At 35.3% G+C, this 12,395-nt stretch carries 10 protein-coding genes and 6 pseudogenes; 9 read left to right on the top strand and 7 right to left on the bottom strand.

What is annotated here, in order from left to right; genetic code table 11:
* Nucleotides 1–135, top strand: a pseudogene (locus NQ782_RS17910) (integrase); the annotation flags it as partial.
* 13 nt (nucleotides 136–148) lie between these two features.
* Here the strand turns inward: NQ782_RS17910 and NQ782_RS17905 are convergent.
* Nucleotides 149–861: pseudogene (locus NQ782_RS17905) on the bottom strand (IS5 family transposase).
* A 137-nt stretch (nucleotides 862–998) separates the two neighbouring features.
* Here NQ782_RS17905 and NQ782_RS17900 point away from each other — a divergent pair.
* Both NQ782_RS17900 and NQ782_RS17895 read left to right on the top strand, forming a co-directional pair.
* Nucleotides 999–2,054 carry a site-specific integrase gene (locus NQ782_RS17900; protein ID WP_267581285.1) on the top strand — a complete coding sequence of 352 codons (1,056 nt, stop codon included), beginning with the start codon at nucleotides 999–1,001 and terminating at the stop codon, nucleotides 2,052–2,054.
* Nucleotides 2,044–2,424: a DUF6262 family protein gene (locus NQ782_RS17895; RefSeq protein ID WP_242756974.1), complete on the top strand. Its 381-nt coding sequence runs from the start codon at nucleotides 2,044–2,046 to the stop codon at nucleotides 2,422–2,424. The genes NQ782_RS17900 and NQ782_RS17895 overlap by 11 nt, the downstream gene beginning before the upstream one ends.
* A gap of 149 nt (nucleotides 2,425–2,573) precedes the next feature.
* On the opposite strand, the gene NQ782_RS17890 is transcribed toward NQ782_RS17895, so the two are convergent.
* A complete protein-coding gene (locus NQ782_RS17890) occupies nucleotides 2,574–2,825 on the bottom strand; it encodes a hypothetical protein (protein WP_005155685.1) in 252 nt (83 codons plus the stop codon).
* 195 nt (nucleotides 2,826–3,020) lie between these two features.
* Here NQ782_RS17890 and NQ782_RS17885 point away from each other — a divergent pair, with 195 nt between their 5' ends.
* The 3 genes and pseudogenes from NQ782_RS17885 (at nucleotide 3,021) to NQ782_RS17875 (ending at nucleotide 5,782) form a co-directional block, all read left to right on the top strand.
* Nucleotides 3,021–3,242, top strand: coding sequence for a helix-turn-helix transcriptional regulator (locus tag NQ782_RS17885; protein WP_034602463.1), 222 nt, complete (start codon nucleotides 3,021–3,023; stop codon nucleotides 3,240–3,242).
* 130 nt (nucleotides 3,243–3,372) lie between these two features.
* Nucleotides 3,373–4,461 (top strand): annotated as a pseudogene (locus NQ782_RS17880) (IS4 family transposase).
* A gap of 166 nt (nucleotides 4,462–4,627) precedes the next feature.
* On the top strand, nucleotides 4,628–5,782 hold the full coding sequence (locus tag NQ782_RS17875; RefSeq protein ID WP_004917043.1) for an IS4 family transposase: 1,155 nt from the start codon (nucleotides 4,628–4,630) through the stop codon (nucleotides 5,780–5,782).
* A gap of 38 nt (nucleotides 5,783–5,820) precedes the next feature.
* Here NQ782_RS17875 and NQ782_RS17870 read toward each other — a convergent pair whose 3' ends face one another.
* Nucleotides 5,821–6,132 carry a BrnA antitoxin family protein gene (locus NQ782_RS17870; RefSeq protein ID WP_267581284.1) on the bottom strand — a complete coding sequence of 104 codons (312 nt, stop codon included), beginning with the start codon at nucleotides 6,130–6,132 and terminating at the stop codon, nucleotides 5,821–5,823.
* Nucleotides 6,119–6,406: a BrnT family toxin gene (locus tag NQ782_RS17865; protein ID WP_019383542.1), complete on the bottom strand. Its 288-nt coding sequence runs from the start codon at nucleotides 6,404–6,406 to the stop codon at nucleotides 6,119–6,121. The genes NQ782_RS17870 and NQ782_RS17865 overlap by 14 nt, the downstream gene beginning before the upstream one ends.
* 314 nt (nucleotides 6,407–6,720) lie before the next feature.
* On the opposite strand from NQ782_RS17865, the pseudogene NQ782_RS17860 reads away from it, so the two are divergent.
* Nucleotides 6,721–7,749, top strand: a pseudogene (locus NQ782_RS17860) (ISNCY family transposase); the annotation flags it as partial.
* On the opposite strand, the pseudogene NQ782_RS17855 reads toward NQ782_RS17860, so the two are convergent.
* The 3 genes and pseudogenes from NQ782_RS17855 to NQ782_RS17845 all read right to left on the bottom strand — a co-directional run.
* Nucleotides 7,746–8,171: pseudogene (locus tag NQ782_RS17855) on the bottom strand (IS4 family transposase); the annotation flags it as partial. The pseudogenes NQ782_RS17860 and NQ782_RS17855 overlap by 4 nt on opposite strands.
* Nucleotides 8,172–8,299: 128 nt before the next feature.
* Nucleotides 8,300–9,199 carry a ParB/RepB/Spo0J family partition protein gene (locus NQ782_RS17850; RefSeq protein WP_019383546.1) on the bottom strand — a complete coding sequence of 300 codons (900 nt, stop codon included), beginning with the start codon at nucleotides 9,197–9,199 and terminating at the stop codon, nucleotides 8,300–8,302.
* Between the two features lie 18 nt (nucleotides 9,200–9,217).
* Complete coding sequence (locus NQ782_RS17845; protein WP_019383547.1) at nucleotides 9,218–9,994, bottom strand: ParA family protein; 777 nt, start codon at nucleotides 9,992–9,994, stop codon at nucleotides 9,218–9,220.
* A gap of 913 nt (nucleotides 9,995–10,907) precedes the next feature.
* Between NQ782_RS17845 and NQ782_RS17840 the strand changes: the two genes are divergently transcribed.
* The gene (locus tag NQ782_RS17840) at nucleotides 10,908–12,080 is read left to right on the top strand and encodes a replication initiation protein (RefSeq protein WP_005155758.1); all 1,173 of its coding nucleotides are present in this window, start codon (nucleotides 10,908–10,910) and stop codon (nucleotides 12,078–12,080) included.
* Between the two features lie 40 nt (nucleotides 12,081–12,120).
* Nucleotides 12,121–12,249: pseudogene (locus tag NQ782_RS17835) on the top strand (type II toxin-antitoxin system RelE/ParE family toxin); the annotation flags it as partial.
* Nucleotides 12,250–12,395: the final 146 nt, after the last annotated feature.

Here is a 12,395-nt window from a genome sequence, read left to right as displayed (position 1 = left end):
CAAGATAATTGGATTGAGGCACAACTTTCACATATTGATAAGAACCGTACCCGTGCCAGCTATAATCACGCTGACTATTTAGCCCAGCGGACTGAAATGATGCAGTGGTGGGGTGATTATTTAAGTAATGGCTAGGGTCTGTTGAGAATTACCGAGAGTTAATTAAACTCGCGCACAATTGAATCATGGCTTCAAAACTCGTATCTGTTTTACAACTACGCATCGCTATACGTTTAAATTCTTTTAACTTACAGAAATAGTTTTCAATGAGATGACGCCATTTATACATAATCGTATCAAATGCTCTCATTACTTTTCGATTAGATTTAGGTGGGATCACCACTTTCACTTTACGTTCATTGAGTTCTTGGATGAGCCAATCTGCATCAAATGCTTTATCCGCTAGTAATGCCTGAAAATCAACATCTTCGATTAAATGTTTGGTTTCTACTAAATCGTGATATTGACCAGGCATTAATCGAAACTTAATGAGGTTGCCTAGACTATCCACTAAGGCAAGAATTTTACAGGTCATTCCACCTCGAGATTTACCTATAGACTGTTTGAAAGTCCCCCTTTTGCACCTTGCCCATGTCGATGAACTTTAACAATCGTTCCATCAATCATGGCGTATTCCAAATCAACATCTTCATTTACAGATGCAAAAATAGTTTCAAATACACCAGCTTTCACCCAGTCACGGTATCTTTTAAAGACGGTATTCCATTTACCAAAATGAGCAGGTAGATCACGCCATGGACTGCCTGTACGGGCAATCCATAGGACTGCTTCTAAAAATAATCGATTATCTTTTCCACTACGACCTCGATCGGTCACTTTACCTAGGCAAAAAGGTTCCATTTTTGCCCATTGGGCATCAGTAAGTATGTATCTATCCATAGTACTATTATAAATTCATCAGTACCCTTTGTTAATTCTCAACAAACCCTAATGCAACTATAAAAAAACATGTTCTAAATATTAAGCTATTTATCGAGTTGGCAACCCGTGAGTCATGGATAAATATTGAAAATTCCAACATTATTTACTCAGAAGATATACCAAGAGTGCCAAAGTCATTACCAAGATTTATTCCTGAATCAGTAATGACTCAACTAAATCAACATATTAACTTGTTTGAGCCATCTGTAATGCGTCTGCTTCTTGTTCTGCAAGAGTGTGGTATGCGTATTTCAGAATTATTAACTCTCAAATGGAACTGTCTTATAGCTGATAATAATGGTGATTATTTTTTGTATACAAATCAGGAAAAAATGAATAAGGAACATACTATTCCAATTACAGTTGAGACATACAATGTTTTTAAAGAACAAATGGAATATGTAATTTCTATTTATGGAAATTCCTGCGAATGGCTGTTTCCAATGGAGTTAAAGTCTAGCTCAAATAAAAAGAACCTTAGAGCTGGAATGCCATATAAAACACGCACAATCATTGAGCAAATAAACCGTGTAGCGGATAAAGCAAAGATCATAGGTGATAATGGAAAAATATTTCATTTTACCACTCACATGTTCCGCCACACGGTTGGAACGAGAATGATAAATAATGGTGTACCTCAGCATATAATTCAGCGTTATCTAGGACATGAAACCCCTACTATGACGAGTACATACGCTCATATTATGGATTCAACCATGAAGCGAGAGTTCGCAAAGTTTAAAGGGGTTATGGTTGATGTGGCAGGTAATATTGTTGATAGTGAGTCCATAGCTAGGGACATTTCTTTGGGAGCTGATAACGTAGATGCTCAGTGGCTAAAGCGTCATATATCTGCTCAAGCTCTGCCTAATGGTCTTTGTGCTATGCCAGTAGTACAAACATGCGATAAAGCAAACGCTTGCCTTACATGTGGGAATTTTAGGACAGATTCTAGGTATCTTGACCAACATAAGGAGCAATTAGAACGCACATGTTCTATCTTGGACACAGCCAAACAAAAAGGATGGACTCGCCAAATTGAAATGAATGAAAAGCTAAAGCAGAACTTAATCAAAATCATTGAACCATTAGAGGCTCATAATGACGCATAAGCGCAATACAGAGATGGTCACTCAGAAAGCCAAGCAAAAAGCGATTGAGGCAAATAAGAAAGCAGAACTTGCAATATCCGACTTAATCAAAGCAAATGAAAAAATTAGTGTAGCTAAGGTTGCTGAATATGCAGGAGTATCTCGTCAGTGGATTTACAAAAATGAACCTATATTGGAACGGATTAAACTCTTATGTGAAAAGCAATCTGGTAGCCATAAGTCACCACCGAAGAAAAGCCAATCAAGATCAGAGGCATCAAAGGATGCAATAATTACAACTCTACAAGCTAAAATTAAAGCACTTGAAAATGAAAATAAAGAGCTAAAATCTCAGTTAGAAATAGCTTATGGCGAACTCTATGAAAAGTAAAATACCTATACTTTGATTACTGTAATTAAAGTATAGGTATTTGATTATTAGTTGTTATTTAATTTGTGATATAGATAACTTTAGGTCGGGGAGGATGTCAAATTGAGGTGGTTTTTACTTTCGCAAGAGGTCTAATTTTTAAAAACAACTTAGGCTAATTGATAAACACTATCTGGAAAGATTAAAAGAAAATATTTTTTAATTTCTGCTAATTCGTTTAAGGTGGGTTTCCTTTCAAGAAGTTGAAATGTCCAAATAAGTACAGCCTGATGATTATCATAGCAAGTATTTACTCCAAGAAAATTAGCCATTCCGTAACTTCTATTGATGTTCATTTCTTTAATTAATTGGTTTCCTAAGTCACGAGCTTGCTGGCTGATCAATAACTCATTCGGTAGCACGGCGGTCATCTCCACAAAATAATCTAATGCAGGTTCAATCCTTATATTTAAAAAGTTATAATTTAGTTGAAATGGATAAAATATACTTTCTATAAGTTGTAATAACCTGCTGTAGGTTAATTTTAGCAAAGTATTACTCAGGCAACAACTCAAAATAACCCGCAGCAAGTTATTTTTTTGTAATTTAATTTAAATATGATTACTTGTAAGTTATCTAGGCTCATGGGCGATAGAAAAATTTTAAAATTAAGTGAGGTGGTGCATGCAACAGGTATCAATCGCAATACGCTCACAAGTATGTATTATGACCGTGCTGTACGTATTGAATTACCAGTCGCTGATAAGTTATGTAAATACTTTAACTGTACGATGAGTGACTTGTTTGAGTATGTAGATGCTCTTGAAGAGCAGAATTAATGAATACTTCGTTTGATAAGTTTACTCGACTGGTCTCATGCTGAGTTTATAAAATTTATCTTTGTACACGACAAAAAAAGATAACTCATTGAAATAATGACATAATACTTGTTTTCTGACGACGAATATGATGACACATTTCAATGAGTTACATCTCATCTTAAACAAATATCTAAAGTGGAACAAGTCACATGCAAAATGTTTTACACTGATTATGCTTGCATTAATTGTAAAACAGACATGTAATCTTTCTTCTGCATCTAAAGCCTTACCCATCAAGTGCTTACCACAATCATTTTATCGACGTATACAACGCTTCTTTGCAGATCAGTATTTCGATTATCGTCAAATTTCTCAGTTAATTTTCAATATATTTTCATTCGATAAAGTCCAATTAACTTTGGATAGAACCAACTGGAAATGAGGAAAACGAGATATCAATATCTTGATGTTAGCCATCGTCTATCGTGGAATAGCGATACCTATTGTTTGGACATTGCTCAATAAACGTGGCAATTCAGATACAAAAGAGCGTATTGCTTTGATTCAACGCTTTATCTCCATTTTTGGTAAAGATCGTATTGTGAATGTGTTCGCAGACAGAGAATTTATCGGTGAGAAATGGTTTACATGGTGAATTGAAAATGACATTCACTTCTGTATACGTGTTAAAAAACTTTATTGTGAACAATCACTTAGCCAAGAATCATAAAATTAGTGATTTATTTCGTCATCTTCAAGTTGGTCAAACAGAATGTCGTAAACGACGTATTTGGGTTGGTCGAGTGAAACTGTATATTAGTGCGCTACGATTAGAAGATGGAGAACTTTTACTTGTTGTTTCTCCTATGTTTAATGCTTCTGCTATTGGTGATTATGCATTACGCTGGGAAATCGAAACCTTATTTAGTTGTCTCAAAGGACGTGGATTCAATCTTGAAAATACTCGTTTAACAGACCCTAGACGAGTCAAGAAATTGATAGCAGTGCTAGCTATCGGTTTCTGTTGGTGCTATTTAACAGGTGAATGGCAACATGATCGAAAAAAAGCGATAAAAATAAAGAAGCATGGACGACTTTCAATAAGTTTATTTCGCTACGGTTTGGACTATGTTCAAATGGTTATTCTACGCTTGATTGGTTTTGGAAAAAAGAAGAATTTAAGAAAGTGCTCGCAATTTTAAGAAAGAAAAAGCCTGATAGGACAAGGGCCCTATGAAATTTGTCGTTTACAGAGAAAATTAGCATAATACACGTTATACTAAATTAAAAATGGGAGCCTAAGCTCACTACTGTCCCATAGTTTGCTTTAAATAAAAAAACCTGAGTCTAAATAGTTAAAATATGAGTGCAAACAAACACTTTAACTATAAAGGACTCAGGTTTTGTCACATCAGAATACCGTATTTCATCAATTACTCAAACCCATTCTAAGACAAGATTTTGAACGTCTGGCTAAACTGCACCACTCTGGGCAAAAATTAAGATCAGCCACCCGCTGGGATCAGTTTGTTGCCATATTGATGTCCCAACTTTCTTGTCGGCAAAGCTTAAGAGACATTCAATCCAATCTCGAATCCCAGCAGGAAAAGCTCTATCATCTTGGCGCGAAGAGAATTGCGCGAAGCACCTTAGCAAGACTCAACGAAGAACAGCCCGCCAGCCTGTATCAGCAATTGTTCACACAGCTGCTTCAGCGCTGTGAAAACTCTAAAACTGCACATAAATTTAGATTCAAAAATCCGCTGTATTCACTAGATGCCAGTCATATTGATCTTTCACTGTCATTGTGCGCATGGGCAAAAGTGCATGAATCCAAAGCCAGTATTAAACTCAGTGTTGGCTTAAATCACAGCAATACCATTCCTGAATTTGTAGCGCTTGGGGATGGTATTGAAAATGATATGGTGCAAGGCAGAGCATTTAAATTTCCTGCTGGCAGCATTATCGTCTTTGATAAAGGATATGTTGATTATCAATGGTTTGCTCAGTTGACACTTCAGAACGTCAGCTTTGTAACCCGGCTACGCCCAAAGACAGTTTATCAAGTTAAATCAAGCCGCAGCGTATTAGCGACTAAAGGGATTATTGCGGATGAATGTATTGAATTGAGTAGTGCGCATGCCAAGAAAAGAGGCGCACCTGAATTATTAAGACGTATAGAGTTTTATGATACAGATAAGAAAAGAACATTCGAATTTCTGAGCAACAACTTTCATCTGGCAGCATCCACCATTGCTGCAATTTATAAAGATCGCTGGAAGATTGAGTTATTCTTTAAAGCCATCAAGCAGAATTTAAAACTGAAGTCATTTCTAGGTCGAAGCCGCAATGCGATACAAACGCAAATATGGATTGCATTAATTGCCTATTTGCTGGTGAACTTCGCTAAACACATGGCACAAGAAGGATGGAGTGTTCAGCGTTTACTGAGAATTATTCAGGTCAATTTATTTGAAAGGAAACTTTTAAGGTCACTCTTTGTGCCTGATAAAAAATGGCGAAAACAAGAAGAACCTCAATTGAGGTTCTTCTTGTGATATTTGTGGGACAGTAGTGGCCTAAGCTCCCATTTTTATTAATGATTTTTTAAATCTTTTAGCATTGCTTCACGCAGAATTTTATTCATACGTGTTTGATAACCTTTTCCTTGTGCTTTTAACCATGCTAATACATCCGCATCAAGACGAACTGACGTTTGTTGCTTCAATGGACGAAAAAATTGCCCATGACGAATAGCATTACTCCAGTCTGTAATTTCAGGAATATCTGATAGATCTAGCTGATCGTCAGGAATCGTTCCCTTAGCAATCAAGTGTTCAACTTCAGCATCTTGTTTGTTGCTGAAATTTTCATTCAGCTCTTCGCGTGTATATCTAACCATGCTCATATTGATTGCGCTCCGCTTTGGTTACTTGTCTTGCACTAATGATTCGTATGATTTCACAGTCATCTTCATCAAAGATGGTATGAGCGACTAATAACATCAGTACGCCTTTAACCTTACCAATGGTTTGCCAACGCTCTTCCCCATTGGTATGTCTGTCTTGGATTGAGATCCGTAGAGGATCTTCAAAAACAAGGCTTGCAGTTTCAAAAGAGATATCATGCTTTTTCTGATTCTTTCGATTCTTTTCCTCATCCCATTCGAAATACTGTTCCATAAAAAACATTCAAATTTGTATATATAATAATGTATCACATAATTGTATCGCTCAAGCTGAATAGACTTTTTTTTGGTCAATTTTATTGGCTGAAAGTGACAATTTCGCTGAATAAAAAGCCGACTTGTTTCAAAATCGGCCTTTTGCTGTTTTTTAGGGTGGTTGAAAATTTTTAACTATATGAAAAAAAATAATTTTTTAAAGAACTGTAACTCCAAAATAGAAATGTCCGGTTTCTCCAAAGTAAAAATGTCCGCTTTTAGAATATGCACTTCTGCAATTTCCTTAGCGGACGGTTTGATATGTTGGTGTCTATGTCGGATAAAGAACTTAAACGATTGTCGGTCTTGCAGGAAATCTGCGATCAACGCATAACTCAATCCCAGGCTGCTCAGCTACTTCATATTTCAGAACGTCAGATCAGACGCGTACTGCAGAAATACAAAGCCCAAGGTCCAGCTGCATTAGCCCATGCCGGTCGTGGCCAAATCAGCAATTCTAAACTTCCTGAAGAACTCAAACTCAAGTGCCTCAATATTGTTTCTGACCAACTCCATGGTTTCGGACCCACTTTAGCGCATGAAAAGCTCACCACTGTACATGGATTCGATCTTTCAGTAGTAACCCTGCGTTCTTGGATGATTGCAGCTGACTTATGGATGCCTCGATCCAAGCGCCTGAAACGCCCGTATCAGCCTCGTTACAACCGGGATTGCTTTGGTGAACTGATCCAAATTGATGGCTCACACCATGACTGGTTTGAAGGACGCGCTGCTAAATGCTGTCTGCTGGTGTTTATCGATGATGCTACAGGAAAATTGCAGCATTTACGCTTCTGTGAGTCAGAATCAACCTTTGACTATATGATTTCAACACGCTTATATGTCGAACAGCACGGTAAGCCTTTAGCATTTTACAGCGACAAACATTCAGTCTTAAGAGTGAATCAAAGCAGCAAGAAAGACACCCAGATTACCTAGTTTGGACGTGTACTCAGCACCCTGAATATCGATATCATCTTCGCTAATTCACCGCAGGCCAAAGGCCGTGTGGAACGTGCTAACAGAACCCTTCAGGATCGTCTGATCAAGGAGATGCACTTGGAATGTATCTGTTCGATTGAGCAAGCTAATCCCTGGCTACCCTGCTTCATTGAGGAGTTCAATCAGAAGTTCGCCAAGCTGGCTTTTAATCCTAAGAATCTACATCGGCCTATCACTGAAACAGCCGAAGAATTAGATGATATTTTTACTTGGCGTGAACCCCGCAGAGTCACGAATAGCCTGACGATTACTTATGATAAATGCGTATATCTCCTGGAAAACACCGAAGAAAATCAAAAGCGTTGAATCAAAGCAATACGCTCTTTTGTATCTGAATTTCCACGTTTATTGAGCAATGTCCAAACAATAGGTATCGCTATTCCACGATAGACGATGGCTAACATCAAGAGATTGATATCTCGTTTTCCCCATTTCCAGTTGGTTCTATCCAAAGTTAATTGGACTTTATCGAATGAAAATATATTGAAAATTAACTGAGAAATTTGACGATAATCGAAATACTGATCTGCAAAGAAACGTTGTACACGTCGATAAAATGATTGTGGTAAGCACTTGATGGGTAAGGCTTTAGATGCAGAAGAAAGGTTACATGTCTGTTTTACAATTAATGCCAGCATAATCAGTGTAAAACATTTTAGATGTGACTTGTTCCATTTTAGATATTTGTTTAAGATGAGATGTAACTCATTGAAATGTGTCATCATATTCGTCGTCAGAAAACAAGTATTATGTCATTATTTCAATGAGTTATCTTTTTTTGTCATGTACAAAGATAAATTTACTCAATTAAAAAAAATAGTGTAGCAAGTTGCTACACTATTTTTTTACTTTATTTCTTTAACATTCGTTTTAGCAAAGTTTCTAATTCTTGTAAATTTTGATCATCAAATTGTCCGATTTTTAAAGATACCTTTAATGTATTATGGTCAAATTTGATATTACCAGCAACTTTCCCACCATATTCAATTTTATGTACAATTGAGGTTTGAATAACTTCTTTGGTTTCTCTTGACTTAAAGATTTTTTCAGCTAGTGATGCCAATTTTGTCTGTTCAACTTCTTTGTTAAGCAATTTTGACCATGCTTCGAATAATGCTGCTTTAGCATATTCATGGTTTTCTTCATGATCTGATAGAAACTTTTTCACTGCTGTAGCAGCGGTCCTTGCTAATAATGACGGTTGTTTTTCCAAATCTTCAATCAACTCTCCAGGTAGTTTTTCAAAAGATAAATATTTATACATATCTTCACGATTCATACCTAATGACTTTGCTAACTTCTGCTTATTTTTTTTTAATTTTTCATCCAAAGAAGTTAATCCAACATATATTTCATAATCTGTCAGATCTTCTCGCTTTAAATTTTCAGCTAATGTTAATAAAGCAACTTCTTCATCCGATGCATCAATAATGATTACTTCAATGGTGTTCTTATTGAGAAATTGGTGGGCTTTCAATCGTCTTTCACCAGCAATCAACTCATATTTATCATTTATTCTACGAACTGCAATTGGTTGTAATAGCCCAATTTCCTCAATTGATGCTGCTAAATCTTCAATATCTTGTTGATTAAAGAGTTTTCGAGGCTGGTTAGGACTAGCTTGAATATCTGTAATTTGCACATTACGTCTTAACTCTTTGACATCGTTAATATGCTCCTTTTGGGCATGTTGATGCTTTTGAGTATTTTGCTGAAGACGTTTAGCCAATAGCTCTTTATTACTTACCATAATATTTCCAGAATTATATTATCCAATACGCTGAACAATTTCTTGTGCTAAAGTTTCAAAAGCTTTTCGAACTTTTGAGTTTTTATCAACAGATAATAAAGGTTGTTGCAAAATTGCAGCTTGATTAACCTTAGTGCTCATTGGAATTGTGGTATGCAATAATTCTCCAACTTGATTAAATGCTTCATCTTTTATTAATTTACATACATTCTGACGCTCATCATGTTTAATTAATAAAGCACCTAAGAGTTCTAATTCAGGGTTAACTCTTCTAATTTTACTTAAATGATTAATTAAATCAGTAACACCATAGAGACCGTATTGTGAACCAGATTCAATTGGAACAATAACATGTGTCGAAGCGGCTAAAGCATTGCTGGTTAGTAATTTTAAGCTCGGAGGGCAATCAATAAGAATGTAGTCATATAATCCTTCTAGAATTTCCAATTTATTTGAAAGTTCCTCGGATGGTCTTGGTGCATCATCTTTCAATTGATCTTCAGTTTTACCAAGAGTTAATGAGCCATATATTAAGGAAACATTTTTAAATTTTGTTTCTTCTTCTAATGCTTCCGATAATAGACTTATATCACCAATAAGTAATTCAGCTGATGTAGTTTCAACTTCGCTAGGGTGTCTTAATCCTATATGTAAACTTGCATTTGCTTGTGGATCTAGATCAATTACTAAGACCTTATTTCCTAATTCAGCAAGTTCTGAAGCGAGATGTACTACAGTAGTTGTTTTCCCGCAACCACCTTTATGATTAGCTACAGCAATGATTTTAGTTGACATATTTGTCTTAAGGAATTTACTTTGATTTCATTTAATATAAAGATATTTGTAGCAACTTGCTACAGTTCCTTTGTCATATTTTTATCTTTTAAATTCAAAAAATCTAGCAAAAACATTTCTTAACTTTTTTTAAAAATATAGCTAGCTAATTTTAATTAGTATTAATTAGTATTAATTAGTTAATTATAATTAGACAAATTTTATTTGTTTAAAAACAACTAGATAGTATTTTTAAAGTGGAAGGCTTGTCACCGATAAGTGGAAGGCTTGTCACCGATAAGTGGAAGGTTTGTCACCGATAAGTGGAAGGCTTGTCACCGATAGGTGGAAGGTTTGTCACCGATAAGTGGAAGGCTTGTCACTGTGGTGGAAGACTTGTCATTGTGCTTTATTTTAAGGTGGATTTTTTAATTTAAAACAATACAATTCAACTACTTGTGATGTTGATAAGTTTGTTTTTATTGAAATAAAGGTGGAAGACTTGTCATTAGATGTTTTTTATTCTGTGGATAAACTATTTGTATAAAATTTAATTGATAATATGATGTTTGATAATCAAGAATATCGGAATGGTGGAAGGTTTGTCACTTTAATGGTGGAATGCTTGAGTTGTAATTCCACTTTAGTGGTGTTGTAAGCTACTTCTACTTTCAAGTTGATTGCTTTAGCGACACGGATGAACTATTAAAGGTGGAAGGATTGTCACTTAGAGGTGTTTGATTTTATATTTATTCCACCATAAGGCTAAATAGTATCAAAATTGCACTTTAATAATGACACTTTTTCCACTCTTAAGGTGTTTGATGGGCATAAACTGAGTTAATTTAATGTAAGCAAGATAAAATAGTGAGCGGTTTGCATCTTCTTCCACTTTTGTGTATAACATGTAGAAAATATTTTAATCTTTCCACTTATGAGCAATCACAACGAACCAGAAGAATTAGAGCATCTACCTTATTGTATTGGTAATATTCGACATAATGGAGTAGTCAGCACTAGTAACCGTCTGATTAGACCAATTGAATTATCATCTAATGAGTATAAGGCTCTACTTTATGCAATGGCTGTTGCGAATTATGGTGAGAAGAATAATCAAGATCGTGAAATTACAGAGCAAACTTATATTTATTTGCATAAAGATGATTTAGGCGAACTATTAGGATTAGATAAAAAGAATTCCATTAATGTTGCTATTGATCGTATTTATAAAGAATTATCATCACGAGTAGCTCATTTTGTAATTGAAGAGCCCGTGGATGATAATAAGCGTAAAGTAAAAAAAGTACACTCAGTAGTACCAATTATTCGTGAACTCCGTTGGGAAGATGATGCTAAAAATGCTTTGCAGATACGTTTCACCAGTGAAGTACTTCCGTATTTTACTCGTTTAGCAAATGGAAATTTTACGACCTATCAATTGAAAGATTTATTTGCTTTGGACTCTGTAACCAGTATGAGTTTGTATTCATACTTTATCAAAAATGAATTTAAGTATGCTAATCAAGATTCTTATGAGGTTGAACTTTCACTTGAGAATATCAAAGCATTAATTGATATTGGGGAGAAAAAATACGATCGTTGGGTAGATTTTAGACGATACGTTTTAGACAAAATTATTGAAGAAATTAATGAAAGGACTAGTCTTCAATTAGAGTACGATACCATCAAGAAAGGTCGACCTATTGTTGGAGTTCGATTTAAAATTCTTAATAGGCATGCCACTGAAGCTGTTGTATCTAATGCTAATGATAAGACGCAAATCTATTTAGATGTCAATTTTGATGATAATGCGCTTGTTAAAGAATTAGGTGCGAAGTTCGATATGACTGTAAGGTCTTGGTATATCTATGCAAACGACCCAAATTATAAACAATTTAGTAAGTGGTTTAAGACAGAAGGGTGCTTAACTGAATCTCAAGCAAATGTGATAGTGAATGATATTATGTTCCAAATGGATTTTGCTGTAGCTGGCAGTTCAATGAGTGAATTTAAGAAAGAAATGAAATATAAATTAAAAAATAATCCAAATTTTGTAAAAGAAAATAGAAAACGATTGAATGAAATATTTGGAAAAGACGTTATATGACTGTGTAGCAACTTGCTACACTTTTTACTAGTAAATATTGATGACCTATAAGTTAGATTTTTTAGAAGAAGCATTAGCAGAATGGAACAAGCTGAATCCAAGTATTAATCAGCCATTGAAGAAGAAGTTGATCAAGGTTTTGGAGAATCCTCACATTCCCAAAAAAAGGCGAGTTTCAGCAACATACTCATCTTATTTGGTAACGACAGCAAGTTTCCTGTCCAAGCTGAACCAAGTAAGAGTAAAGGTGGAGGCAATCCAAGTATCTCTGATCAATACAAAACCAATCTTTCAAGATTCAAGTACTACGATAAG

Source organism: Acinetobacter sp. BD54 (assembly GCF_044778325.1).
In the GTDB taxonomy this organism is placed as follows: Bacteria; Pseudomonadota; Gammaproteobacteria; order Pseudomonadales; family Moraxellaceae; genus Acinetobacter; species Acinetobacter baumannii.
This window is presented reverse-complemented; position numbering and strand designations above follow the sequence as displayed.

Bases quoted from the DNA above. Each gene is read 5' to 3' on its own strand.
- NQ782_RS17865 (WP_019383542.1), bottom strand. From the start codon at position 6,406: ATGGAACAGTATTTCGAATGGGATGAGGAAAAGAATCGAAAGAATCAG.
- NQ782_RS17845 (WP_019383547.1), bottom strand. From the start codon at position 9,994: ATGTCAACTAAAATCATTGCTGTAGCTAATCATAAAGGTGGTTGCGGG.
- NQ782_RS17895 (WP_242756974.1), top strand. From the start codon at position 2,044: ATGACGCATAAGCGCAATACAGAGATGGTCACTCAGAAAGCCAAGCAA.
- NQ782_RS17840 (WP_005155758.1), top strand. From the start codon at position 10,908: ATGAGCAATCACAACGAACCAGAAGAATTAGAGCATCTACCTTATTGT.
- NQ782_RS17885 (WP_034602463.1), top strand. From the start codon at position 3,021: ATGATTACTTGTAAGTTATCTAGGCTCATGGGCGATAGAAAAATTTTA.
- NQ782_RS17850 (WP_019383546.1), bottom strand. From the start codon at position 9,199: ATGGTAAGTAATAAAGAGCTATTGGCTAAACGTCTTCAGCAAAATACT.
- NQ782_RS17870 (WP_267581284.1), bottom strand. From the start codon at position 6,132: ATGAGCATGGTTAGATATACACGCGAAGAGCTGAATGAAAATTTCAGC.